This is a genomic window from Sulfitobacter sp. HI0027, from assembly GCF_001634775.1.
Classification (GTDB): Bacteria; Pseudomonadota; Alphaproteobacteria; order Rhodobacterales; family Rhodobacteraceae; genus Sulfitobacter.
The window spans coordinates 1-25,728 of record NZ_LWER01000456.1; the positions used below are offsets into that span (position 1 = coordinate 1).

Below are 25,728 nucleotides of genomic sequence, written 5' to 3' on the forward strand. Positions count from 1 at the left end.
GTCGTCTGTTCCGCTCGATGCCGATCTTCACGCCATGCCCGGGCGAAAGCTGCTACGCGTTCATAGGAGCCATCATATCCCAGCTTCACCAGATCAGCATGCATTTGCTTCACTGTCCGCCGCTCTTTGCGTGACTTCCGCGTCTGGATTAAAAGCCAGGCTGACAGCCGATCCGAATAGGGATCCAGCTTGCTTGGACGCTTGGGCGTCTTGAACTGCGGTTCCACCGCACCTTCACGCAGATACTTCTTTATCGTGTTCCGAGACAAACCCGTCCGCCGGGCAATCTCCCTGATTGGCATCTTGTCACGCAATGCCCAGCGTCGAATGACACTCAAAAATCCCATGTCGATCACTCCAAATCCCCCCAACCAAAACCGTCGGGGAAGTGTGTTCACATGGGTCAATTCTCAGTGACAATTTATGGGGCTACCGGGTCAGTTCTCAGTGACAATCAACAGCAGTAAGGCCCGCCGGTGAGGCGGGCCTTACTGAAAGCGAAAGTTCGCTAAAGTTGGTTGCGGGAGGGCGCCTTGGACTTTGTTTGCCGTTTGCAGCATATGGACTCCGTCCATCAATAGCGCAGCCCAAGAGGTCGGACTGTCGAGGTTCGTATTAGAGCGCCGCTGATTCCCAAACAGCTTCGTCAATAAGGCCCGTCTCGCCGGGGCATGTCCGTGCGAGGGATCGAAGCCGGAGGGCTGGAGCCCGCTGTTGCCAAGGCTACGGCGCGGGTCCGGTTCACGAGAGCCCGGTCCTGCCGCCGACGCGCAGCCGGCAGGACGCACCCCCACCACATCAAGATTCTACGCTTGACACTGCATAGCACTATTTGCTAATTACTAATCACAAGAGCAAAGGAGATAGATCATGAACCGCACGATACCTATTTCGACAGATGTTTTCGCTGCCATCTGGAGCCACCGCCAGGAGGGCGAAGAGACCGAAGACGCCATTCTGCGGCGTATCTTCAAATGCCAGCCCGCCCCCGACACCGCTACGCAAGACACCCCCCAGGCCACCGACATCAGCGAAGGCTTTGTCGACCGCCGCAACAACGTCACTTTCCCGCCCGGCTTCACGATCTTCCGGACCTATAAGCGCAAGCAGTACAACGCTGTGGCAGAGAACGGCATGTGGCACCGCACCGATACCGGCCAGACCTATGACACGCTGAACCAGCTCAACGCCTCGATCGCCGCAGGCAACGAAAATGTCTGGAACGGGAACTGGAAGTTCCAGGACAGCGACGGCACGATCAAATCGATCGCCGCCCTACGCGACTAAGTTTCGGCACATTCATTTGAAACCAATGTATTTTCACGGAAGCTATAGACCTTGGACGACCGGACTGCCGTACCGGAATCCGGACGGGCGACAAGCACCTAACTCCATGTTATGATTTCAGAAAAGCGCACAGGCATGAGACCGAAGCGCCAGAGAGGAGCATAATGAGCAGACTATTTTCGAACGGGCCGCAGAAGGATTTCGTCATCAACCCCTTTGCCCAGTTGCTCGATGGCTCCCAGCACATGCATCTCGCAGCGCCCTATTTCACGCAGGCGGACCCAATCTTTGAAGCAGCACGGAAAGGCAAGACCGTGCAACTGCTTATCGGCCTCAACGAAGCGACCAGCCCACAAGCCCTACGCAAGATTCATGAGGTCCCGGGCATTGCGATCCGCTATCTGACCAGCCGGTTCCACGCGAAAATCTTCATCTTCGAAAACGCTGCGCTTCTCGGTTCCGCCAATCTCACCGATGGCGGCCTGCAGGCGAACCGCGAAGCCGTGATCCGGCTTGACCGCAACGAGGACGCTGAAGACCTCGAAGACGTGAGAGCGCTCTTCGTCGAACTCTGGGATGCCGGTCAGGTTCTGACGCGCGAGAAACTCGATGAATTCGAGAAGACCTGGAAGGAACTCCGCCGCAGACAGCCCGACACTGAGAAAGAAATCGAAGCCGCCCTCGGGAAGGCCCAACCGCACAACATCAATGTCGCCAGCCGCCAGAGGTCAAGCGAGCGTGTTTTTCTCGAAGCGCTACGCCAGGAGGTCTACGAGCAATATCGCCCGGCCTTCGGTGAAGTCACAGCCATCCTCCGGGACGGCGGCTTTCGACGTTCCGATCTCAAAGAGGTCGGCATCGAGAACGAGACCAACCGCTTCCTGAACTATGTCCGGCTGACCCACGTCATCGGCGACGAGGCATGGAAGACCGCCCCCCTACGCAGCCCTGCCGAGCGAAGACAAACGATCGAAAGCTACGCTCGCGAGTGGGTAGAGGCTGCGGACAACAAGGTACCGCAAGACTACGTCGCCTGGCTGCACACAGTGAAACAGACCTTCGGGACACGGGAAGCAATCGAGGAGGCGGACAAGGAACCTCTCACCGCCGGTCTCATGTCGCTGCACGCCTTCACCGAACAGATGCGCTTCGTCAAAGGTGGCCTCCAGAATCTACCGGCGGAATTCTGGAAGCAGAATAACGACGACATCGCCCACGTGCGAGAAACGCTTGCCTACTTGCTTCACGGCCCGGGCGACTTTATCCAGCGCTTGCACGATGTGCTCTATGAACGCTCGATGAAAGTGAAGCTCTTCGCCAAGTTCTGCGCCCTCGAACTCTATGGCACGATCAAACCCCAAGAATGCCCGCCCATGAACGGCCGCATGGCGAAAGCCCTGCGCTTTCTCGGCTTCGACGTCAAAGGAGCCTAATAGATGCCACGAGGAACTATTATCGGCGACATCACCAGAAGAACCACAATTTACAGGGTATTCCCCCGGAATCGGTTCTTTGAGTTGTTCGGGAAAAGGCAGAATGCCCTTGTATGGCCGACGAAGTGGGAAGACCCCTTCGAGAACTTCATTTTGAGATCGCCAGTGAAGCGATCAAACGGCGAAATTGGAGATATTGCGTTTCACGACGATGTCTATGGTCAGTGCTGGACGCTGCATAAAGCGTCTGATGCTATGTGGCGCATCTACTCGCCCGGGAAAGACGCCGTGCGCATAAGGACAACGGTTGGAAGGCTTCTCGATAGCCTGTGTAGCGCCAACAAAGGAATGGAAAACGACAGTTGCTTCATTGGCCGGGTGACCTACCCGAATGAAGCAGGGCTTCGAAAATTCGCGCGTACTGTATTCAAGGACGACCTATCCGCTCGATCAGTTGCAAACTCGCTACTTGTTAAGCGAAGCGCCTTCGAACACGAGAAAGAAGTGCGCCTCGTTTATTTCGAAGGCAGTTCAGCAGTGCACAAGAACGGCGTCTACAAGTACCCGCTCGATCCGCACAAAGTCTTTGATCAGGTGATGATTGATCCACGAATGACCTACAAGGATTATCGTTCGTTCAAAGACGAGATCGTTGCCAAAACCGGGTTCGATGAAAAACGGATTAAGCGCTCGCTACTCTACAGACCCCCGGACGATTTCATTGTAATGATTCCCTAGGAGATAAATATCCGAACTGTCGCGATACCTGCTCCGCCTGCAAACGAAACCAGTTTGATCAAGCGTCACCCAGTACTTTCCCGATTGGCTGATCCAGACTGCTCCCGAGCCCGGGCAGTCGACCAACGACATCCTCAAAGCATAGAGCAAAGGCCGCTTGCGCCTTGATGACCTCCGCTTCCTGCAACGTCGACCCGTTGTGGACGATTTCACCTCTTGCCTGCATAATTGAAATTACAGCATCGACATAGTCACCGACACCTCTTTTGCCGCGAAGAGAAATGCGAAGTCGTCTCTCCACACGGTCCTTCACGCCTCCCCTCAAGTAGCCGTCCGTCAGGAGGGTCTCGAAGGCAACGGCCAATGAGACAACGGCTTCGTCGTCGGTGACACGCGCGCTGAACGAACGACGGTACCAATCGAGTGCTGTTACAATCCTCGCATAAACCTTACGCCTCACACGGTCATCGCTTGTCGTGTTCACATGGGCGAGGTGCCCCGCCTCTACAACTTTGAGCGCTTTCGCAAATTGTCTCTGCGCTTTTCTCAGGAACGCTGACTTCAGCGTGTCCGGGCTAAGCGTAAGAGTCAGGTCGGACAACAGCGCGAGGTCAAGTGCTGCAACATTCATCGGCACGCGCCGCAGGTCGACAGGATCGGATTTGGCCCCGCGTGACTCTCCGATGAGATAATGGTGGATATCGAGCGTCTGCCAGTTGTTGACTCTGGCAGACGAATGAAAATCATCGCTCTTATTGCCGCGGTCAGCGCCGAGAGCATACAGCATCGCAGCCAGTGCCGACGAAACCCGAATTTTTAATGTATAGACAAACTGGTTCTCGTAGTATGCCCCGGTGTGCGATGCCAGCCGCACCATCATAAGCGGGTTTCTTGTAAACCAGTCCATACTCCCGGCGCGTGTATGATGGCCCAAGTCAGACGGATCAATTTTCCCTTCAACACCGAGTCTCGATGCCATCCTGTAAACTGTATCGACAGTCGCATCGAAGTCGTTGCTTTGTGCTGCAAGGCACACCCCCATTTGCCTGAAGTGTAGAAACGAATTCGCACCCCGGCCCATGTCGAAAATCGATTCCCTCTCTATTCCGAAGCCGTGGAGCGGGTACAGCACGAAACCTGGCGCACCGACCTGAGTAGTTGTCAAATAGGACAGAACGTCCTGCACGATTGGCCCAGGCCCTTTCTTAACCGACTGAAAGACAAGTTCGTCGATAATCGATATACCGACATAGAGCTCGGCCCTCCAAAGGGCTTTCGCCAACTCGGAACGTATCACCAGCATATGATGCATTAGGCCACGGAAAGTGCCTGCATCAACCTGATCCTCGCCATCGACGACCAGGTGCTCAAGAGACTGATAGGCGCCTAGCGCATTGTGCTTGCTGCCCAAGAACGCCTCGGCATCACTGATGGCCCTACCGGCCGGCACCTGTACATTGCTCAGCGTCATTTGTCAGCGATCCGGGCGAGGATGAGATAAACCATAGGACTACTCCTCATCGCTGTCGCCAACGTTCCGCAACGTGCGGTGGTCGTGCGTATAGTGCGGGCCGATGGTGTAGTCATCGCCAGCAAGTTCGGGATTGATCGTCGACGTCGTAAAGATGATCTGGTGATCGAGCTTGGCGGCTTTCGACGCCTTCACGATGATGTCCTGAAAATTGTGGCTTCTCTTGTCCTCCATGCCCTTGTCTTCGACATTGTCCATGAGCAGGAAGCGCGGATGCAGGAACTCTTCGTCTTCAGTGGCGGCCGCGAAAAGCGCGAGGATCACGGAGTTTTTCACAATCACATTGCTGCTCTCGGCAAAATTGAGGTCACCATCCACGAGGATCGAGTTATCCCTGAAGTTCACCTCCACTGAATCCGCATGTCGGAATTCGTCCTGACGGTCGAGGTCCTGCCTCAGGAAGGTTTTTGCCTTCTCGGAGACATGGGTAAGCGCGATGCGCCGTCGACGCGAACTGGCAGCGTCGAGCGCCTTCTGGCGGTCTTTCTTCTTGTCGATCTCGGCCTGCACGGCGGCTTTGCGCGTACTTATGCCTTCAAGTTCACCCGCACGTTCGCGCAGCCGTGAGAGTTGGGTCAGCTCCCTATCAATCTGGCCCAGCCGCTGGTAGCGTTCAGCCACGAAACTCTCGCGCGGCCCGTTGCTGATCTCGTAGCGTACCGTGAACTCGGAAAGCTGCTCTTGGTAGTCAGAACGAAGCCGCCTGAGTTCCTTCTTGGCGTTCGACGTACCGGTTTCCTTGTCCGAAAGAAGCTGGCGCGACTCCCTGATCTGGATATCGAGGTCGAGCTTGATCTGGAGATACCGGGAGCGCTCCTGTTCCGGATCGGTCTCGCTGCCGCAAAGAACGCAATGGTCCGGATCGCTTGTACCGTTGAGCGGCGCCAGACAAGCCGGACAGTGGGTAAATTCGATACTGCCAATAATCTCGGACGATTTCTTCGCCTTCGGCAGCTTTTCCGACAACTCTTCGAGATGGGCGATGAAGTTCGTCAAATCCGCAACTTCGAGGTCATTGGTGTGGATTTGCTGTTCAAGTTCCGCAATGCGCCCACGGTGCCTGCGGATGTCCGCGGCAGCCTTCTTTCTCTCATCGAGAAAGGCGCGGACTTCCTGGTCGTCAATACGATCGTCAACATTGGCGATTTCTTCCGAGAGGCGGGCATATTCGGCTTCCAGCTCTTTGAGCCGGCTATCAATGCTCTCGACCCGCGCCAGAGCCTCCTCCTCCGGTAATGACTTGAGGAGCGACTTGTACTGAGCATCCAGTTCATCGAACTGTTTGTTCAATTTCCGGAGTTCGAGCTCGATCTCGTAGGACTCATAGCCACGGATACCGCAGACAAGGTCACCGACCGCCTCCCTGATCTCGCCGGTATCGAACGACTCATACCGAAAGAGGAACGCGGCCGGCGTCCGTTGATCCGCATAAACGAGCCGCAGCAGCTGGTTCATCGTAATGTTGGCCGCGCCCTGGCTTTGGGCTTCGGGTATACCCGAGGCCCTGAACATGATCTGTGAGAAGCTCTCACTACCGCTCGCTGTCCGCCGGATCGGATAACTCTGCCAGCCATCCAAACCCTGAGCCGAGGCCTCCTCGAACGAGCCAAAGAATACAGATGCAGGCGTCTGAGCCCTGTCTATACTTCGCTTGACGGTTAAGAGACCGCTCGCCGTCCCTATCTCCGCCTGAACTTCATCACAGTTCGCGGCTACGGACTTCCAGTTATCAAACTCACCGCCGAGAACGTAGAATATGAAATCTGCAATCGTCGATTTGCCGGAGCCGTTCTCACCCCGGATGATATTCACGCCCGTATGGAAAGTCTGATCATAGACGGGGTCTCCGCCCTGCATGACCCGTAGGCGTTTGATATGGAACTGCGAATAACTCATCTTACAAGCCTCCGCAGTCCTGTACTCTGGCGAATATCCGAGATCGATCTGGTTTCCGGGGCATACAGGCCAACCAGAAATGCGCCCAGCTGTCGCTCCCGATCGGAAAAGAGGGGCAAGAACTCTTCGCGAAAGAGCCTGCGCCCCTCTTCGGACGGAGCGACATTGCCGCTTTCAAGCTGTGGCAGCTCTATCAGGCCCTTGCCGGACAGAGTGCGGAACGCCTGGCGTTGCACCTCGTCCATCTTCTGGAAGAGCATTTGCGGTGAGGGATAGCTGACGAAAGATTTTTCGGGACGCGGCACGCCGAGCTCTCCAAAGGCCTTTCGCACCTCCTGCGGCATATGCGTTTTGTGGAGAAGCGGCGCATTCGCGAGGAAGAAATCCATGATGAACAGTCGCTCGGGCGATGGCAGTGTCTTGCCCTTCCACAAACCAAGAAGTCCGCCTAACCTACGGACGGCGTCATAGACATCGAGCTGCGGAAACCAAAGCCGTCCGGTCATGGCTTGTCCCACTGTATATGGCATTGCTCGGTCAGGTAGTATAGCGCCTGGAGAACGGTGCTATTTGTCAGCCTGCCGTACTGGGCTGACGTACAAAGCGGATCGATAACATGCTCCTGCAAGGCCGCCGCGATCTCGGATTCCGGCGCGCCCGCGCAAATTTTTGGGCCGTAGACGTGAGTCAGAAAGCGCTGCTCGACAACCGAGAGGATCGTATCATGCCGGGTTTTGGCTTCAGTGAATAGGCCAAGCCTGTAGTAGGTGCGCGCGAACCTGTTTTGAAGGCTGTTCGCAGTGGCGTATTCATATTCCCTGCCGGCATCAATGAGCTTTTCCTGCAAGGTGCGGCGATCATGCTCCGCGGGTTTCGAGTAATCGTACGGCCCGAGACCGTCATCGGGGTCGTCTTCCTCCAACGTAGGGCAGCCCTCCAGGACCTTTCCAATATGACGGGATACAGACAAATACGCCGGTGAGTCTTTGGCACCGGGCTTACAAATTTCGATGTGGTCGGCATCAAGAGCTACAGGTCGGGTCTTTGTGTTGCCCGGGTCTGCAGAGTCCTCCGAGACAACAAGTGCGACGTTTTTGGTCTTGTACTTTTCGTAATAGGCGACGGTTGTAAGTCCTTTCTTGGCGGCCAAGTCGCGATAGCCGCTATTTAAGTTGGTGAGATAACCGGTGTCATTGCTCAGCGCTTCGACAGAGGGCGAACTGGTCCGAGGTATGAGGGTGTTCATGATGGCGGCAAGCGCAGCGCCCTTATGGGGCGTGGCGAAAAAGACAACGAGCTTGAGCTGGTCGCCAAGGGCGATCCAATCCTCGTCCTGCGCTTCGCAACAGGCCCGGAACATTTCCTTCGCCAGGAGGCCACCAAGGCTGTGGCAGATGATGACCAGTGGTCGCTTCCCGATGCCATGAGCAACCATGTGCTCGGCAAGACTGGAGGCGCGTTCGTGAATGTTCATCTCCTTCTTCGCCCATTTGGCAAAGAAGCTGGAAGGATACCCGGCCGTATGGATGCAGAGACCAGGCAGGTCGTCCGCTAGCCAGCACGGCCAGAAACCCCCTGCGTTATTGGTCCAGGTCTCGTCCGGGTCGCCCGTTATGCCGTGGATGAACACGATGTCGAGCACCGCTCCATTCTTGTCACCGCATTTATGTGTAAACTGAAGGCCGATGCTCATGGACTCTCCGCATCGGCAACCGACTGATCACGGCATCTACAGCGAAAACGGATGTCTTTGGAAATCTGCGCCTGCATCAAAAATTCTCTTTAATTAACTGCTCGTTGTTATCAGACAGAAGCGGTAAATCGTTCAAATGCTTCCGCACATTTCTCCAATTTGGCATATGACGGTCAAGTAATGCAACAAATCCGGCACTATGGTTTGGCACGATAAAATGCGCCATTTCATGGAGAACGACGTAATCGAGGCACTCGGCATCTTTCTTCACAAGCTCAAGATTGAGCCGGATCGTACCGCGCTCGGGACTACTGCCGCCCCACTTCGTTTTCATGCGCTGGATGAAGAGCCGGTCGACCCTTACCGCGAGACGATCCTCCCAGAAAGAAACGCGCTCGCGTGCAGCCGCTCGCAGTTCTTCACGATACCAGCCATCCAGAACAGCCTGCCGCTTTTCGGCATCGGATCCTTCGGGCACGCCGAGCTCGATGTGACGATGCGAGAGGGCAACATAGCCGCGCGGGGCATCGTCTGCGATCCGCAGCAAGTACCGCCGCCCCCAGAGGTAGTGGCTTTCGCGTTCGATATATTCGCGCGGGGTTTCGCGCTCCTGCTCACGCTGGCGGCGCTGCTGCCTCTTGATCCAGCCGAGCTTTGATATGGCGAAGAGCCGGATGGTTTCCAGCGTCATACTACGCGGCGCGGCAATCCGCACGCGACCGGTCGGCGGGTAGACACTGAGATGGACATTCTTGATGTCCTTCAGGATCACATCCACCGTTATGTCGCCAAGGCGCAGTTCGGAAGCCATCAATACTCCCTTTGCGCCTTGATAATCAGGAAAATGCGCTCGACTTCGTCCTTGTCGCCGAGCTCTTGGTAGAGCGCCTTTTTGATAACGCGCTCTTTGGGTTCCACGCCACGCCAGCCATCGGGAGCATTCTGTTTCACGGTGTCGTCGAGCCGTAGGGCCAGTTCTTCGTCGCTCTCCAGGTTGTTATAGAGGGCACGTTTGCCAGGCGTATCAAGTCGCTCAGGTGTTCCTTCGGCTGTGCCGACATCCATCCGCTTCACGAGATCAGCGATCTGACGCAGATACTCCTCGTACTGGAGCGCCTTTTCGCGACGATTTCGGATGATCTCGTCGAGCAGTGCCGAGATACGGTCATAGAAATCCGGGTCGTTGAGGTGCTCTTTGATGATCTTGCTGCGGACATTGTTCTCTATGGTTTCGGCGATAGCGTCCTTATTGCCTTTCATGCTGCCGAGCTTGCTGGCAATCGCATCGGCGATGCCGGTTTTCACGATCAAATCTAGCAGGCTCACGTCGTCGAAGGCGGAAATTTTTCGTGCGTCATCAGCCTCGATATAGGTATCGATAAGATACCGCATATCGGCCTCATAGGCCTTGAGATCGAGAGTCTCGCCGCTTGCATTCCGGACAATCTCTCGGATCGCGAGATAGTGGTCGAGCCTATTCTTGATGTTCTGGATTTCGGCGGGCGTGTAGCCTGCGCCGTCCATATCGTCGGCCAGGTTGGCATAGGCCCGCGCGAAGGAGGCAACAGCTTTGTAGAGCATCGAGCGTTGCGGCTCCCGCTCTTCAAGGTCCGAAGGGATTTCGGTATTGCCGCAGAAATAGTGAATGAAATCAAGCTCGCCCTTTGGTGGCTCGACGGGCTCACAGAGGAGCTCCAGCGCTTCGAGGGCGTCATCGAGCCGCTCGCGCCCTTTGGTCAAACGGTCCTGAAGAAGAACGTCCGGCTCGGCACCCGGTGCGCTGTCATCGAGCTCCGAAGAATAAACGGCGATGGCCTTCTCAACCTTCTTGAAGAGGTCCTTGTAGTCAACGACATAACCGAACTCCTTATCTTCGCCATCGAGCCGGTTGGTTCGGCAAATCGCCTGAAAGAGGCCGTGGTCCTGCATCGATTTGTCGATGTAAAGATAGGTGCATGGCGGGGCATCGAACCCGGTCAAAAGCTTGTCGACCACGATCAGCAACTTCATATTTGCGGGTTGCTTGGTGAAAAGGTCTTTAGCGTCGTCCTCGTATGTCTCGGTCTTGGACTTGCCAGCGCGCGGCGTGACGTCCTTCAACAAGTCCGTGTAAGTGTTGTAGATGAACTGCTTGTCAGTCTCCGAATTTGCCCCGATCTCTTCCTTGGTCACGTGCTGCGTGTTCGGGTTGTAGGACGTGACAAGTGCACACTTGCCCTTGAGCGGGGTCTTTCCGAACAGCTCGTAGTAGCGGCAAGCTTCGTAGATCGTGGAGGCCACAAGAATAGCGTTGCCGCGGTCACTGTTCAGGCGCGGCTTTACACTGAAATCGAATAGGATGTCACTAACGACGCGGTTCATGCGTGACTTCGAGCTGAGCACGCTTTGCATAGTGCCCCACTTCTTGCGCAGCTCGTCCCGCTGCCAGTCATTCAACCCCTTGGTCTTGGATTCGAACCACGCCTCGATCCGATCTTCCGAGCCGAGCCGCTGGTCGATGTCGCGGGCCTCGTACACAAGATCGAGAACCACCTCGTCCTCTACTGCCTCGCTGAACTTGTAGGTGTGAATGTAGTGGCCAAAGACCTCCATGCTGGTCTTTTTGTCTTTCTTGAGCAGGGGCGTGCCGGTGAAGCCGACAAAAATGGCGTTCGGCATCATGGCCTTCATAGCGCGGTGGAGCTTGCCACTCTGGGTTCGGTGACACTCGTCGATAAAGACAAAAATCTCGCCGACGGTCGAGCTGGACTGCCCTTCCATGTCCTTGATCCAGGCATCGAAGTCTTCGACGTCCCGCTTGGCGAACTTGTGGACGAGAGAACAAAGCAGCCGCGGTGTTGCTTCCCCGAGCTTCGAGAGGAGATCGCGGCCGCTCTTCGCCCGCTTGATCGGCTCGCCTACGCCTTCAAAGACCCCTTCTATTTGTTTGTCCAGCTCATCGCGGTCGGTGATCACGGCGACGCGGGCCTTCGGGTTGTTCTCAAGTATCCACTTGGCGAGCAGCACCATGACGATGCTTTTCCCCGAACCCTGGGTGTGCCAGATGATACCGCCTTCGTGCCGCCCGACACGCTCCTGAGCAGCCTTGATCCCGAAATATTGGTGCGGCCGCGGTAGCTTCTTCACACCGGCATCGAAGAGGACGAAGTCTTTCATCAGCTCAATCAGGCGCTCTTTATCGCAGAGCTTCTTCAGGTACTTGTCGAGTTTGTAGCCTTCGTCGCTTTCCTCATCTTCCTTCCATTTCAGAAAGTATTTGGCCGGCGTGCCGATGGTGCCATACTGAAGCCCCTCGGTGTCATTCCCGGCGAAGACGAACTGAACGGTGGTGTAGAACCATTTATTAAATTCCGGCCGCTGGTTGGAAAGACTCTGCCGGATGCCGTCACCGATGCTGACGCGGCTATTCTTCAACTCAAGCACACCGACGGCAATCCCGTTCAAATAGAGCACCAGGTCCGGCCGCCGCTCGTGTCCTCCCGTCAGCGTCACCTCTTCAGCAATCGCGAATTCATTTGCCGTTGGATCGTCCCAGGCAATGAGCTGTATGGTCTCGGAGGGCTTGCCCGCTTCGATCTTCACCGCCACCCCGTAGCGTAGCAGATTGTATACGGCTTGATTGTTCGCATAGAGGCTACGACTCGCGTTGCTCGCCTCCCGCTGAAGCCGCTGGAGGGCCGCGCCAATCTGCGCTGGCTTGTAGCCACGGCGTCCAAGCCAGTTCGTCAGGTGCTGCTCTTCGATGTTACTGTTGCCCGGCCGATCGGCCCAGTCGCCCCAGTACTTATATCCGAGCTCGTCCTGAAAGAGCTCGATCACACGGCGCTGGGTGACTTTCTCCGGTTTTAGGACGTCACTCATACTAGCCGGACCCTACCGGAGAGCAGTTCTTGAACCATGCCCAGCTTTATCTGTTGCGATTTGCGCAGGAGTGCCTCCAAAGCATCTGCTTCTGCATCACCATCCAGCATTACCTGGCCGATCCTCCAGTGCTCGTCGCGTGAAACGGGTATTCGGACTAGATATCCAGCCAGCTCTTCACGATTTATCTTCGGGATGCCGCTACGGGCCGAGAGTGCGATAGCAAAATTGCTAAATTCGTCGCTAAGCAGAGTGGCAGCTATAAAGGCACTAGAAACCCCCTCCTTTGGGCGAAGCGGGTAAAGATCAGCGCTACAAATAGCGTCATAAGGAGCAATTGCCACCTTTCTAAGATGAGGGTTAATCTTTCCGTAAATGACATCCCCCTTAGACACCAAGTATTTTCCACTTATTGCGCCCTGGTCAGCGGCAGTTGTCGTCTGAAATAATTTCCCCGTGCCCTCTTCAATGTGTTCAGGCCCAATTAGCGGCATCGACTTGTATGGCTGCCTCCGAGGATCGACTTGCCCCGTCGGAAGTGATACAAGATCTAGAATGGGAACTTCCTCCCACGGCTGCATGTTTGCGGAAACCATCGAGCTTTCCTCAATAGAGCCGGCAACGTCGCCTCCTTCGCACAAAAATCCCATCCGCGCCAAATGCTGCTTTACCTTTGAGCGCTCTTTTGAAACGCGACTGACGATCTCAGGCAATGAAAACTCGTAACGATCCGCAAGTGCAATAATACGTCCTGCTAGCAAATGACTGATCCGATCCATCTCGTCTTGAATCATCCCTTGGACAGCATTGAGCCACTTGTCATCGACCGCAAGCGCCTTGATTTCTTCCACGGTTAGCTCCGGATACTTTCCATAGACCGCCTTATCGAGCGCTGCCTCGGCCTCCTTGATTTGCTTCTTTAGATCGCTCTCGCGGTTGCTCAACTTCAGCCACGCCTTCAGCGCGGCCTCTTCTTCGGCAGCATCGGCGTCCCCCTTAGTCTCCTTCAGCCGGGTGTTGATATTGCCCTTGTTGATTTTCTCCAGCTCAGCGAACGCGCCGCCTTCGCTGCCGTTCTCTTCTTCAAGAACAGCCTTCTTGGCTTCAACGGTTTCCAGCTCGGCGGTCAGGGCGTCTATCTCGGCCTGTTCATCGGCGAAGAAGCGCGCTACAAGGTATTCCTTCGGCACAAGGTCACAGGCCCAGCCCTTGTCCCTTTGCTTGCCGTTCTTGCCTTCCTCGATGATGCGGTACGTCTCGGCCTTCCAGCCATCGGCCGCGAGCAGGTAGCAATCGTCTTGCATCACCTCAGCCCAGTAATCCATGAGGTGCTGATAGATATCGTATTTATCGACTAGCGGCTTGCCGGTGTAGTGCGCTAACAGGTCTTCCGATATATCGAAGATCACTTGCTTGGGATCGCATTCGGCATCCAGTCCTTTCAAGTAGGACGCCGTGCGCGCCAACCACTTCTCGTAATGCGTTCGCATCCCTTCACGGAACGAAACAAACTCGGAATGCTCGAAGATTGCGGGGCGGACCTCACCATTATCGACCTTAAGCTCGAAATATCCGGGGCGGCATTCACTGAGCAGGTCTTGCTTCATAGTGGGATAGACTTCCCAGTAGGATTGCAAGGCATCGATATCTGCCGCCGGAATGCCGCCGTGCAGATGACCCTCGATATCATGCCTATCCTCTTCAGTCTGTTTGTCAATGTAACGCGCAACATTAAGGTTGAATTCGTTTTTCTCGATATCCGAGAAAGGGACCATTCGAGCGTAGCCGGGGACATCGCCACCCCTCCAGAAGGTGTCTACGATCCGGTGAATGTCTTGAGAGCGAAGACGGTTTTTAGGTCCATCTTTTATAAGGCCCTCGTTTGCATTTATCATAAATATGCCTGCTCGGTCCGCGGCTCCCTGCTTGTCGATAACGACTATGCAAGCAGGGATAGGCGTTCCATAGAAAAGGTTTGCCGGCAGCCCAATGACTCCCTGTATATATCCTTTGCGCACCAGCTTTTCGCGAATATTAGATTCGGCATTACCGCGTCCAAGCGCGCCTAAAGGCAGAATACAGGCGCCCTTGCCGGTACTCTTGAGCGAACGGACAATATGTAGAAGGTAGGCGTAGTCGCCATTTTTCTCTGGAGGAGTACCAAACGCTTTGAAGCGCTCAAACTGATCGTTGGCAGGCTCCATCCCAGTGGTCCAACGCTTATCACTGAAGGGCGGATTGGCTACGACATAGTCAAAATTCTTGAGCGCCTCGCCGTCGAGAAACTTCGGGTCGGCGAGGGAATTACCCTGCCGGATTTCGGCGGTGGGGTAGTCGTGCAGGATCATATTCATGCGGGCAAGACCGCTCGTGGCCGCATCCTTTTCCTGCCCGTAGAGCGTGACCGACGTGCCCGCCTGGTCGCCGACTTTCAGGAGAAGCGAGCCCGAGCCGCAGGTCGGGTCATAGACGGTTGTCTGCGAGCTGGTTGAAGCGTCCTTAATGCCAAGAATCTGTGCCATGATACGGCTAACTTCGGCCGGCGTGTAGAATTGGCCCTTGCTCTTCCCGCTCTCGGTTGCGAAGTGCCGCATTAGGTATTCATACGCGTCGCCGAGAATGTCATCGCCGTCGGCACGGTTGCCCTTGAAATCCAGAGACGGGCTCTCGAAGACTGCGATCAGGTTTGTGAGGCGGTCGACCTTCTCTTTACCGTCGCCAAGCTTCACTGAGTCATTGAAGTCCGGGAAGTCGGCCTGGGAGAGCTGTTGGTTCGACGACGCCAGTGGCGCGACGATCTTCTTGTTGATCTGATCGCCGATGTCAGGCTTGCCCTTTAGCGACACCATGTCGATGAAGCTCGCTCCATCCGGCACTGTGATCGGCGCGTAAGGCTCGCCGGCATACTTATCGCTGATATACTTGATGAAAAGCAACGACAGGACGTAGTCCTTGTACTGGCTCGCATCCATGCCGCCGCGCAGTGCGTCGCAGCTGGCCCACAGCGACCGATAAATTTCTGATTTCTTAATGGCCATTCGGCTCCCTCTGCTCGTTATTGGCCGCATCGGGGACGGATTCACCATGTTCCATTTCACGCACATAGGTGCGCATGAACTCGCGAATGACCTGTGCGGCGGGTTTGTCTTGCGACCGGCACACCTTTAGAAACTGCTCACGCAGGTCCTTGTCGATGCGTATGCGGAAGCCGACATCTTTCACCTTGTGGGAGAGTGTATCCAATGGATACACTTTTGGCCAGAAGTTATTAACATTGCTCGCATATTCGCCCTGCTTCGCCGGAGCCGTCCGTCAGCCTTCACCCTGCAGAGGGTGACGGCGGAGACAAGGAGCAGGCGTCAGCACCGTCTTGCTTCGCTGGCGGGCTCCCGAACCTTCACTCTTGTCCTTATACGCTTTAACAGATAAATTCGTATTATACGCTATAGCGATTAATCGCATTTTATACGCCACAACGCATATTGACAATTTATCCGCTGTAGCGCATAATGTCACTATGAATGAGCTAGCCCGTACACCAAAGCAGATCGGCACCATCATCCAGAGCGCGCGCAAGGGCCGCGGCTGGACGCAGACTGACCTTGCCGAGCGTGCAGGCCTGCGCCAGGGCACGATCTCCGTGATCGAGAACGGCCACAAGCCCGCGAAGCTCGACTCCATCCTCTCGGTGCTGGCCGCACTCGATCTTGAACTCACGATCGCGCCGCGCTCGAAGGGCACGTCTTCAGACATCGAGGACTTGTTCTGATGGGACGACGCCCGAAACATGTCCCGCTTCGCGTCTATCTGAACAACCGCCGCGTTGGCACGCTGCGCCGCGAAAGCAGCGGCGCGATCAGCTTCGACTATCATGAGGAATGGCTCGCATGGAAACCAGCGCTGCCGGTTTCGCTCTCGCTCCCGCTACGCGAAACACCCTACCGAGGCGAGCCGGTTTCCGCTGTGTTCGAGAACTTGCTTCCAGATTCTGACGCCCTGCGCCGCCGTGTCGCCGAGAAGGTCGGCGCGCGCGGGACGGACGCCTACAGCATGCTTTCTGTGATCGGCCATGACTGCGTTGGTGCCCTCCAGTTCATGGCAGGCGATGACGAGCCGCCGGAAGCCACCGGCGCCCTTGAAGGCGAGACCGTCGATGACGAAGCCATCGAGAAACTGCTCAAGGGGCTCAGCCAGGCCCCGCTTGGACTCGACCGCGACGACGACTTCCGGATTTCCGTGGCAGGCGCACAGGAGAAGACCGCCCTGCTCCTGCATGACAGGCATTGGATTAAGCCTCACGGCACGACGCCCACCACGCACATCTTCAAGACGCAGATCGGGACGCTGCCAAACGGCATCGACCTCTCCGACAGCGTCGAGAATGAATATTACTGCCTGAAGCTCGTCGAAGCCTTCGGACTCCCGGTCAACAAAGCGGAAATCCATACCTTCGGCGACACCAAGGCGCTCGTGATCGAGCGCTTCGATCGCCGCAAAGCAAAGGACGGCCGGCTTATACGCTTGCCGCAGGAAGATTGCTGCCAGGCTCTTTCGGTGCCCCCGACGCTGAAGTACCAGAGCGATGGCGGTCCCGGTGTTGCGGATATCCTTGAGTTCCTGACCGGCAGCGACACACCGACAGAAGATCAGGACCGATTCCTCAAAGCCCAGATCATCTTCTGGCTCATCGGCGCGACAGACGGTCATGCGAAGAATTTCAGCGTGTTCATCGGGCCGGGCGGCACCTACCGGATGACGCCATTCTACGACATCCTCTCGGCGCAGCCGAGCCTGATTGCCCGCCAGATAGAGCGCAAACAGATGAAGCTCGCCATGTCGGTCGGGAATAGCCGGCACTACCGCGTGGATGAAGTACATGGACGGCATTTCGTGCAAACGGGCATCCGTGCAGGCCTCTCCAAAAAGCGCGTCCTCGGGCTGCTCGACTCGGTCGCAGCGGAAGTTTCGCAAGCACTCGACGCCGTTGCATCTTCCCTGCCGGACGGCTTCCCGCAAGCCATCCACGAGACCATCAGCGACGCCGTCCACGAACGGGTACGCGGGCTGCATATTCCCAACACAAGCGTCATATAAACGCACGAAGACTGCGACCGTGAAACAAGGTTAGACTACCCGCGGAGGAATCTATCGCCCTGCTTCGCCGGAGCCGTCCGTCACCCCTCACTTGTTGATGGGGGTGCGGCGGCGCAGAAGATGCAGGACGAACGCGCCCGCCCTGCTTTGCTGGAGAGTTCTGGCTCTTCTCTCCGGCTGGTACCAACGGATGAGCGCGTGACCCTTTCAGTCCTCCAGCGCGACCTCGACCATGCGCTCGATATATTCCCTGGCGGACACAAACCCTGCCATCTCCCCCATCGGGCCATGCGGCTCCTTCGCGCGCCTCTCGGCCGCCTCATAGGCTTTCCGGCTCAACGTGATCGTCACGGTCACTTCATCTTCGTTATCGTTCATTAATCCATCCTCGCCTCATGTCGATTTTGCCAAGTTGGCGTTGCAATTATCAATCCCCGTCACGCTTCATGCCGTAGCCGCGCCCGCGGCCACGCCGATGGCCTTTTTCCTGCGCGCGCTGCTTCCAGCTTTTGCGCCGGCTGCGGCCGTCCTCGCCCTCACCTTCATCGGTACTGTCATGACGCCGGGCCTGAGCGGCCTCGTCAAATTCTTCCCGTAGCGCATCCTCTTCCAGAAGCCGCGGGTCAGTGCGATGCGGGCGCTTATCCTGCTTCTGCGCTTTGCCCCAACTGTCGCGCAACCGCCGGTCCTCGCCTTCGGTCTCACCGTCGCCACCGGTCGCACGAGCGTCCTGCGCCTTGTCATTGAACGCCGCGCCGAGCCCGTCTTCCTGAAGCAGGCGCGGGTCGGTGCGCGCCACCTTCTCGCGCTGCTGCGCCGCCGCGCGCTCCACCGGTGCGGCCCGGGCGGCCAGAGCTTCGCGCTTGAGATCGCGTTCGAGCGCCATGCGTTCGCGCCGGTCGATCTTGTCGAGCGCCTTTTTCCGGCCTTCCAGCGCGACCTTCTCCCGATCATGCCGCCGGTTCAGCGCCTCGTCTTCCAGCTTGTGCCGCTCACGCGGATCGAGCCCGGCTCGGCTGGAAATATGCCCGAGCACCGATTGCAGCGCCGGCGTACCGGCAACAAGATCGGCCACCTTCGCGCGCATCCGGAACATCATGCCCGAAGCTTCCGCCTTCTGCGCCGCATGAAGCGCCATGCGCTCTTGTTGCTGCCTCAACAGCAGCGCCTGTTCCCGCTGCGCAAGTGCCAGCCAGCGGGCGGCCTGGGCGCGCTCCATAGCGGCACGCTTTTCGGCAGACCGGCGTTTGACAGCGTCCTCCTGAGCGGCGCGCTGTTCGCGGGCGCGTTCGGCGCTGGCTTTTTGCTGCGCGCGGGCCTGCTCCTTGGCCTGCTCGACCGATGGCAGCGATGAGGGATCGAGCGTTTTCATGCGCTCCCGCATCTCCTTGCGAGGAACGTCCTTGAGGTAGCGGGACAGCGAATGCACGTCGCCGAACCGGTCCACGACGGCGAAGGCGCGGCGATCGCCACGCGCCAGGATATAGCCGCGTGCTTCCAGCGCATGACGGAAGGCACTGGCGCTGTCCGCCTCGCGATAAGCGGCGGTAATATCTTCACGGCGCTGTTCGGGCGTGATGCCGGATTTTTTCTGCTGGGCGTTCTCGGCAAGCGTAGCTTCGAGCTTGTCCTTTTTGAACTGCTCGCGCTGCTTCCACGCCTTCAGCCCTTCCGGCAACTCGTGTCCGTATTGCTCGGCAAGATGAACGGCCATGTCGCACAGTTTCCGGCGATCATGGGCCATGTGGATCGCCTTCATCTCGGCGCCGTCAATGCGCGACCACACGACATGGCAATGCTCGCGACCGTCCTTGATGTGGAAGACAACGGCGCGTGGCTGACCGGTCAATCCCAGCTTGTTTTCGATGGCCTCGACGGCCTCGATATACTGCTCTCGCGTGAGCGGCTCGGAGGGATTGACGGACAGGCTGTAGAGCGGCTTTTGCGCCTTCGTGCCGCTGGCCACCGCCTCGAATTCAGCGAAGGCGCCATGCAGATCATCGGCGATCGTGCCGCGGATATCGGCAAGCTCGACGCGTTCATTGTCGTAGGCGTTGAGAAGGTGGGTGGCGAGATCGGAACCGCCGGACCGGGCGCTGCCTTTGAGGATCACGGCGGCCTCCTCACGGTTCCCGGCCGAGCGACGAAAGCAGCACCGTGCGCATTTCAGAAAGATCACGCTGCGCGGCAATGATCGTCTCGGACAGAAGCTCAAGATCGCCCGATGCATGCGCTTGCCGCAGCGCACAAGCGATGGGGCCAAGGGCGGCGATCATGCGCGCGGCAAGCTCGCGATCCATCGGCGGCGTGCGGGTCGAGCGCAGCGGCGTCTGACCGAGAACGGCGTAGCGAATAAGGCCGGCAACAGGCACACCGGCGGCATCCGCCTGCGATTTCACGAGCGCGGCTTCTTGCTCGTTAAAGCGCGCCTTGAGTGTGATCTGGCGTTGTCTGGTTTCGCTGCCGCTGCCGGGCATGTGCGCTCTCCTTTCCCCTCCTCACACCGGCGGCACGGCCGTTTCCGTGCTCGTGGTCCAGCGCCGAATTCGCTGGTCGCCGTCCAGGGCGCGAACGCCTTGGTCGATGGGTTTCCAAAGGGCGAGCTGACGTCTCCCTTTGGGCGAAGCCGGTGCCGAAACACCGGTCGTGGTCCAGGGTGCGAAAACCCTGGCCGTGGGATCGAAGGGGCGCGGAAGCCCCTCGTCTGGTTTCCAAAGGGCACGAAGGCTCTTTGGTCGTGGTTCAGCGCCGAAACGCTGACTGCGGAAACACCGGGGCCGAGAATCGGTCTCTATGGTGCTTTCCGCACTAGCCGGGGATGGAACGGGGGCGGCAATTGAGCCCCCTTCCCAAGATGGCGCGGGGACCCCGCGCACATCTTGTACTCCCTGCTAACGACCTATGAGTTCAGGATACGGGGACAAGTTTAGCAAAATCTTAACGCCTGCTCCCTATCCCGCGGAGAGCCTGCGATCCTGTTGATTTACCTTCACTTTTACGCCAAATTTTATGGCACGACAAGAGTTGGACACGCCTGTTTCACTTGTCCTGCTGTATGGCTCATTCGGACTGAAACGGGGCGTCGCGGACTCGTGGAGACCGCAGCGGAACAGTCAGGAATTTGCTGTTTCAGCGGCATGCTCAATGCGAACCAGCCGGATGGTACTCACCGGCGCGGACGAAGACCAGGGCGCGACCGTCGCAAGTCTCGCCCCTTCAAGCACCATCATTTTCGATGATTGTGCGGCGCTGACATCCTTGAGAACCGAGAAGCTGCCGCCCCCTGACAATGGTGGCACATCGACAACTAAGAGTTCGTCCATGCCAAAGGGGATCATGAACGCGTCAGCGGAAACCGGTTCGTAGAGTTCTTCGCCCGGCGGCGGGGCGGCCACGCCCTCTACGCGCATCTCGGCCAGCATGAAAATTTTGAGAAACTTCCCGTCCGGTTCAGGCAATAACACCCAATGCATACCCGCAGGCGCATCTTCGGCCAAATCGGTCCCGAAGACCCGCTCGCTGACGACGAAGCGACCTTCATAGTCAGCGAGTGACTTGCGGTTCGTCAATTCCGAAAAGGGAATCTGGCGGTCAGGATCGTCCACGCTGGTGACAGCGACGGGTTGCACCGTGCGCTTTTTGACGACGTCGGCGAAAACATCCGCGAGCGACGGCACATCTGCTGTCCCGCTTGGCGCAACGATTTCGGGTGCCGCAATCGCGAGAAACCGCCGATAGCGGATGACCTTTTCGTCGTCCGTGCGTACTTCGTCGCGCAAGAACCGCTGGATTGACCGCAGATCGATATAGGACTGATCGATGCGCTCAAGGGTGAAGCTCATCCGTTCAAAGAGCCGCGGCGCGCCGATCTGGTGCCGGTCCATATAGGTCCGAAGTTGCGCGCGTATTTCATCGCGTTCGCTCTTTTCGACAACAGGAAGTTTCGCCATGCCCGAAGGTTACGGCGTCGATCATTCCACTTCAATTCCGGAAAGCGCAACGACCAGCCCGCCGCCGGAGGCGGTGCGGGCCGGTCGCGCGCGGTCTGGCATCAGAACAGGCTCATCTGACGGGTGGCGGCCTCGCACACTTTCCACGCGTCGGACATCGCTTCGCAATCGAGCCACTTGCGGGCATAGGCGACGGGACCGCCTTCGGTCTCGACGGCTTCGCGGCTCGTGAAGTGCGAACGGTAGCCAGTCTCGGTGACTGGCAACGGCATGCGATCGTCGCTGAGCAGTTCGAGATGCGCGACCTGATGACCATCGAGATCGATACCAAGCCATTGCGGCGTCCAGCGGACTGAGAGGGCGATGCCCTCCCAGTCGATGCGGTAGGTTTCGGTGGTGTTCATGATACACCTCCCGCCGGGACGCCGTCATGATCGGTCAGCGCCATATCGGGCGTGACGCTCACGAATAGTGGCGTGATCCGGTATTCGCCGGAGTCTTCGTTCACGGCCACAATGGCCGCGGCGGGCGCGCCGTTCACATGGCACGACAGAAGCGCAAAGTTGCTGTATTCGCCGGATGTCAGCGCCTCGAAGGCGCTGACGTGTTGATCGGTGATATGCGTGCTCATGTGACGATCCTCCCGTTCTTGTAGGCGATGGTGGCATAGGCACCGAGACTGCGGTCGGCTCGGAAGGAACAGTCGCGTTCCGCCGGAAGCCCGAGGGCACCGCGAACGCTTTCGATCTCGGAAATCCGTACGCTGCCGAGTTCGGCGCAGCCGAGTCCGAGGTCACACAACCCGTAGGCGATGTCCGGTTCGTCCGGATCGAGCTCGGCTATCAGCCAGGTGCAGTTCGCATCGGGCGTGAATAGCTTCACGACGGGTTTGTGATCGGGCGGCTCCTGCCCTTCGGCGAAGGCCGCGGCTGTCGCGCGGCCTTGCTCGATGAGTTTTCGGTATTCGCTAGCGGGGATCAGTTTCATCGGACTTCTCCTCGCTGTGCGGGTTGAACGTGGCCGGCAGGATCACGAGGCGGCCCTCGGTTGCTGCGATCGGCGTGCGCAGGTTGCCTTTGAAGCCCTTGCCGGATTTTGTCGGCCAGAGGCCCGAGAGCTCGGTCCAGTGGGCTTCGCCTTCCGGCGTGTCCTGCACCAGCCAGGCCCGGAATTTTGGGCGTGTGCCGGACGGCTTGTCCTGCGTTTGGGTTTGCGTTGCGTCAGTCATTTTCAGTCTCCTTTTCGTTGCGGGCTGGCCCCATGCCAGCCGATGCCGACGCGTCCGGCGCATGCGCCGGGGCGGCTGCAACGCATTGTTGGGGGGACCGTGACCGGAGCAGCGCGAAGGGAACGGGGGAGCCGACAAAGCAAGTTGCAGCGCTGAGCCCCGCGTTATGCGCCAGCTTCGCGCACGGTCTGGCAATGCGGGTTGCCCTTGCAGAAAGGCAGGAGACGGGGATGTCGGAATGCCATCCGATCGCGAAAAAAACGCCATGCGCCTGTTTTTCCGAAATTGCGGCAGGACAATATGCCGGTGCCCGCATGCGCCCGGGCAAGTGACCGCCGCCGATAAATCCGGTCCCCTGGGGCTGGCAGGGCTGCACAAATTCCGATGCTCTGATACTATGCCGCTATGCGTATCCTGTTCGTCTGCACGGCTAACAAGCTGAGAAGCCCGACCGCTGAAGATGTCTTCTGCGACATGCCCGGTATTGAAGTGATATCAGCAGGGACAGATTCCGAAGCGCCGCGCCCGCTGACGAAGGAGCTGGTGGCGGCCGCCGACATGATCTTCGCGATGGAAACCCACCACCGCGAACGCATCCGCAAGAAATTCAAGCAACGCCCGCCGGACAAACGGATCATTACGCTGCATATCCCGGATGAGTATGAGCGCGGCGATCCCACGCTTGTGGCATTACTGAAGGAAAAGGTCGGCACGCGCCTCACAGCGTTGAACGACAGCCGTGCGTAGATATTGGACGTATCGGGAGCATGGATACCAGGGTTATTGTGTGAAAATTCCTGAGCGATCTACTCAAAGGTCCGCTCGCGCCCACCGCCGAGATCACATTTTGGTCTCATCGCGCGACGTTCTCTGCGCATACGAATAGCCTCTAGGCGGGATTCTTCTGTTCCTGTCTTTTCAAGTTGGCGAATTGTTTCGTTGAAAAATGCATCACTTTCTTTTAGCGCGTGAATGCTTTCGGTGACAGCGGCATAGCCAGCTGCAATTTTGGCAGCTTTATCACCGGAATATTGTGCGGATTTGTTAAAATGCCGATCCAACTTTTCTTGCATCTCTTCTAGTCGCTTTATGTCGTCAAATATCTTTGCCATTAATGCCTCCAGACCGATAAAATAAGTCAGCCTTTATGACATAAATAGATCTTATTCTGCAAGAAATTGCTTGAACGTAGCGGTGGCTAATTCCCGCGCGAGGGATCGTCACCTTCCGGCCAAGACGACAGGCTTGGGGCGCAATAGCGCCTAGAGCCCGGTCCGGCCATGCAGGACGCGCCAGCTCCGGCGTGTCCAACCTGTGTCGTCGTCACCAGCGAAGCCAGCTCCCAAGTACATCCTCAAGCGACAAGGGTGTAAACGGCAATGATCGGGATTGTTTTGGGATCAGCGGCGGTAAGTGCGGGGTGCTATGCCCTCTTGCGCTGTCGTTTCAAGCAGGATTCGACAACGCTCGGCTCGGCGTCTTATCTCTCGATATACGCAGCGCTTCAGAAGAACCTGTTCCGCCGGGACGGCATGATCGTCGGCGATTGGTCACTCGCCGATCTGCCGGTCTACTACGACGATACGCACGCGATCACCTTTGGCCCGTCCGGCAGCGGCAAGGGAACGGCGGCGATCCTTCCGGCCATTCTGGATTGTCCCTTTGTGTTCATCAACGATCCGGGCGGCGAGAACGCGGCGATCGCGATCAAGCAGTGGCGCGCCCAAGGCTACAAGGTCACCGTTATCAATCCGTTCGGGATGCACCCGGAAAAGCCGTGGGCGCTGCCGCTTCACGGCTTCAATCCGATGGATATTCTCGATCCGAAGGACCCGCAATTTGCCGCGCATGCGGAATTGCTGGCCGAGATGCTAACGCCGCGCAGCGGCCGTGAGAACGGGTCGTCACAATTCTTCAAGGATACCGGCCAGACCTTCAAACAGGCGCTGATTGTCCATATTCGAACGGCGCGGCCACGGAACGAGCATCATCTCGGGAAACTGTACGAGCTGGTCAACCTGCCGGCGGACGGCTGGGAGAAGCTGCTCGAAGAGATGCAGGCCAATCTGGTAGCCGACGGACTTGTGGCCGCCGAAGCTTCGGCCATGGAGCGGCGCGAAGCCCAGGCGCCGGAAGAGTTCTCGGCCGTCATGTCCACGATCCAGCAGGATTTGCGCTGGCTGGCGGACCCGGTCGTGCGCCAGAACCTTAAGCGCAGCGATGTGGATTTCGGGGCGCTCAAGGGGACGGACCGGCGCGGGCAGCGCGTGAAGGGCTGCATCATCGCCGTTGTCCTGCCTCTGGAATATAGCGAGACGCATGCCGCGATCCCGCGCCTTGCCATGGGCTGCGCGATCTGGACCATGCAGCGCGCCCCGCTCGCCCGCAAGAAGGTGCTGTTCGTCATCGACGAAGCGGCGGCGCTGCGGAAGATATCGCGGTTTCCGAATTGGCTCGCCACGCTGCGCAAGTACCGCGTCGTGCTCTGGCCGATCTTCCAGAACATCGGTCAGGTCAAAGCGCTCTATGGCCAAGAATGGCAGGGCTTCATTGCCAATTGCGGCCTGCGGCAGTTTCTTGGCGCCGCCGATCTGGAGACGGCGGAGTATATCCACCGGCTGGTCGGCGAACGCACCGCGGAAAGCCGGTCGGTCAATGCCGACGGCAAGGCCTCCACATCCGAGACGCGGCGCCCGCTCCTGACCGTCGATGAAATCCTGCATTTCGACGGTGACAAGCAGATCGCCTTCATCGGCAACCTCAAGCCTGCCGTTCTGCGCAAGACCCGCTACTGGCAGCGCGCGGCGCTGCGGGGGCGGTTTTACCGCAACCCCTATCAATCGGGCCGCACGCCGCCCGCCTTTGGCGCGCTGGCAAGGCGGCTCTGGGGCAAGGCGCTCTATGCCGCAGCCTTTCTGCTCGCGCCGCATCCGGTCGCAGCCCTGCTTTACCTGGCCGGCCTTGGCTACGGCCTGCTCCGCCTGTGGGAGGTCGTTCGCGATGTCCTTTGAGCGCTG

General features: G+C 57.8%; 25 protein-coding genes. 7 read left to right on the forward strand and 18 right to left on the reverse strand.

Translation table 11 applies throughout. The annotated features are described in order from the left end of the window. Positions 1-347: helix-turn-helix domain-containing protein (locus tag A3722_RS22480; RefSeq protein WP_150120582.1), on the reverse strand; the 347-nt coding region annotated here is incomplete at its 3' end. 523 nt (positions 348-870) lie between these two features. Between A3722_RS22480 and A3722_RS22485 the strand changes: the two genes are divergently transcribed. From A3722_RS22485 to A3722_RS22495, 3 genes are all read left to right on the forward strand, one after another. After that, entirely contained in the window at positions 871-1,287 is a 417-nt protein-coding gene (locus tag A3722_RS22485; protein ID WP_067625426.1) for a hypothetical protein, read from the forward strand. 164 nt (positions 1,288-1,451) lie between these two features. Continuing rightward, a complete protein-coding gene (locus tag A3722_RS22490; RefSeq protein WP_067625422.1) occupies positions 1,452-2,720 on the forward strand; it encodes a phospholipase D-like domain-containing protein in 1,269 nt (422 codons plus the stop codon). 3 nt (positions 2,721-2,723) lie between these two features. Continuing rightward, entirely contained in the window at positions 2,724-3,458 is a 735-nt protein-coding gene (locus A3722_RS22495; RefSeq protein WP_067625420.1) for a DUF2971 domain-containing protein, read from the forward strand. A gap of 58 nt (positions 3,459-3,516) precedes the next feature. Here A3722_RS22495 and A3722_RS24605 read toward each other — a convergent pair whose 3' ends face one another. The 8 genes from A3722_RS24605 to A3722_RS22535 all read right to left on the reverse strand — a co-directional run bounded on the left by A3722_RS24605 (position 3,517) and on the right by A3722_RS22535 (position 15,682). Next, entirely contained in the window at positions 3,517-4,929 is a 1,413-nt protein-coding gene (locus tag A3722_RS24605) for a HEPN domain-containing protein (RefSeq protein WP_067916475.1), read from the reverse strand. A 39-nt stretch (positions 4,930-4,968) separates the two neighbouring features. Then, a complete protein-coding gene (locus A3722_RS22505) occupies positions 4,969-6,885 on the reverse strand; it encodes an AAA family ATPase (RefSeq protein ID WP_067628186.1) in 1,917 nt (638 codons plus the stop codon). Beyond that, entirely contained in the window at positions 6,882-7,391 is a 510-nt protein-coding gene (locus tag A3722_RS22510) for an ABC-three component system middle component 5 (protein ID WP_067628189.1), read from the reverse strand. The genes A3722_RS22505 and A3722_RS22510 overlap by 4 nt, the downstream gene beginning before the upstream one ends. After that, positions 7,388-8,578 carry an ABC-three component system protein gene (locus tag A3722_RS22515; RefSeq protein WP_067628192.1) on the reverse strand — a complete coding sequence of 397 codons (1,191 nt, stop codon included), beginning with the start codon at positions 8,576-8,578 and terminating at the stop codon, positions 7,388-7,390. The genes A3722_RS22510 and A3722_RS22515 overlap by 4 nt, the downstream gene beginning before the upstream one ends. A gap of 76 nt (positions 8,579-8,654) precedes the next feature. Further along, positions 8,655-9,389: a M48 family metallopeptidase gene (locus tag A3722_RS22520; protein WP_067628195.1), complete on the reverse strand. Its 735-nt coding sequence runs from the start codon at positions 9,387-9,389 to the stop codon at positions 8,655-8,657. Further along, complete coding sequence (locus A3722_RS22525; RefSeq protein WP_067628198.1) at positions 9,389-12,439, reverse strand: type I restriction endonuclease subunit R; 3,051 nt, start codon at positions 12,437-12,439, stop codon at positions 9,389-9,391. Before A3722_RS22525 ends, A3722_RS22520 begins: the two co-directional genes overlap by 1 nt. Beyond that, positions 12,436-15,477, reverse strand: coding sequence for an N-6 DNA methylase (locus A3722_RS22530; RefSeq protein ID WP_067628201.1), 3,042 nt, complete (start codon positions 15,475-15,477; stop codon positions 12,436-12,438). The genes A3722_RS22525 and A3722_RS22530 overlap by 4 nt, the downstream gene beginning before the upstream one ends. Beyond that, the gene (locus tag A3722_RS22535) at positions 15,467-15,682 is read right to left on the reverse strand and encodes a hypothetical protein (protein ID WP_201722098.1); all 216 of its coding nucleotides are present in this window, start codon (positions 15,680-15,682) and stop codon (positions 15,467-15,469) included. The genes A3722_RS22530 and A3722_RS22535 overlap by 11 nt, the downstream gene beginning before the upstream one ends. A 274-nt stretch (positions 15,683-15,956) precedes the next feature. Here A3722_RS22535 and A3722_RS22540 point away from each other — a divergent pair, with 274 nt between their 5' ends. Next, positions 15,957-16,208, forward strand: coding sequence for a helix-turn-helix domain-containing protein (locus A3722_RS22540; protein WP_067628205.1), 252 nt, complete (start codon positions 15,957-15,959; stop codon positions 16,206-16,208). Beyond that, positions 16,208-17,533, forward strand: a complete 1,326-nt coding sequence (locus tag A3722_RS22545; protein ID WP_067628208.1) for a type II toxin-antitoxin system HipA family toxin — start codon at positions 16,208-16,210, stop codon at positions 17,531-17,533. The genes A3722_RS22540 and A3722_RS22545 overlap by 1 nt, the downstream gene beginning before the upstream one ends. A 207-nt stretch (positions 17,534-17,740) precedes the next feature. Here the strand turns inward: A3722_RS22545 and A3722_RS24460 are convergent, their stop codons facing one another. The 8 genes from A3722_RS24460 to A3722_RS22580 form a co-directional block, all read right to left on the reverse strand. Further along, positions 17,741-17,911 carry a hypothetical protein gene (locus A3722_RS24460; RefSeq protein ID WP_161487372.1) on the reverse strand — a complete coding sequence of 57 codons (171 nt, stop codon included), beginning with the start codon at positions 17,909-17,911 and terminating at the stop codon, positions 17,741-17,743. Between the two features lie 49 nt (positions 17,912-17,960). After that, complete coding sequence (locus tag A3722_RS22550) at positions 17,961-19,646, reverse strand: relaxase/mobilization nuclease domain-containing protein (protein WP_067628211.1); 1,686 nt, start codon at positions 19,644-19,646, stop codon at positions 17,961-17,963. Positions 19,647-19,656: 10 nt separating this feature from the next. Beyond that, positions 19,657-20,010 (reverse strand): plasmid mobilization protein, encoded by a 354-nt coding sequence (locus A3722_RS22555; protein ID WP_067628214.1) that lies wholly within the window; start codon positions 20,008-20,010, stop codon positions 19,657-19,659. Between the two features lie 636 nt (positions 20,011-20,646). After that, a complete protein-coding gene (locus A3722_RS22560) occupies positions 20,647-21,483 on the reverse strand; it encodes a hypothetical protein (protein ID WP_067628217.1) in 837 nt (278 codons plus the stop codon). Positions 21,484-21,584: 101 nt separating this feature from the next. Then, entirely contained in the window at positions 21,585-21,887 is a 303-nt protein-coding gene (locus A3722_RS22565; protein WP_067628220.1) for a hypothetical protein, read from the reverse strand. Continuing rightward, positions 21,884-22,114, reverse strand: coding sequence for a hypothetical protein (locus A3722_RS22570; RefSeq protein ID WP_067628222.1), 231 nt, complete (start codon positions 22,112-22,114; stop codon positions 21,884-21,886). Before A3722_RS22570 ends, A3722_RS22565 begins: the two co-directional genes overlap by 4 nt. Next, positions 22,111-22,470 (reverse strand): DUF2958 domain-containing protein, encoded by a 360-nt coding sequence (locus tag A3722_RS22575; RefSeq protein WP_067628223.1) that lies wholly within the window; start codon positions 22,468-22,470, stop codon positions 22,111-22,113. The genes A3722_RS22570 and A3722_RS22575 overlap by 4 nt, the downstream gene beginning before the upstream one ends. Further along, the gene (locus A3722_RS22580) at positions 22,451-22,711 is read right to left on the reverse strand and encodes a hypothetical protein (RefSeq protein ID WP_067628224.1); all 261 of its coding nucleotides are present in this window, start codon (positions 22,709-22,711) and stop codon (positions 22,451-22,453) included. The genes A3722_RS22575 and A3722_RS22580 overlap by 20 nt, the downstream gene beginning before the upstream one ends. Before the next feature lie 405 nt (positions 22,712-23,116). On the opposite strand from A3722_RS22580, the gene A3722_RS22585 reads away from it, so the two are divergent. Beyond that, a complete protein-coding gene (locus A3722_RS22585; protein ID WP_067628227.1) occupies positions 23,117-23,458 on the forward strand; it encodes a low molecular weight protein tyrosine phosphatase family protein in 342 nt (113 codons plus the stop codon). Positions 23,459-23,517: 59 nt separating this feature from the next. On the opposite strand, the gene A3722_RS22590 is transcribed toward A3722_RS22585, so the two are convergent. Next, positions 23,518-23,823, reverse strand: coding sequence for a hypothetical protein (locus A3722_RS22590; protein ID WP_067916478.1), 306 nt, complete (start codon positions 23,821-23,823; stop codon positions 23,518-23,520). A 267-nt stretch (positions 23,824-24,090) separates the two neighbouring features. Here A3722_RS22590 and A3722_RS22595 point away from each other — a divergent pair, with 267 nt between their 5' ends. Then, a complete protein-coding gene (locus tag A3722_RS22595) occupies positions 24,091-25,722 on the forward strand; it encodes a type IV secretory system conjugative DNA transfer family protein (RefSeq protein WP_067628233.1) in 1,632 nt (543 codons plus the stop codon). Positions 25,723-25,728: the final 6 nt, after the last annotated feature.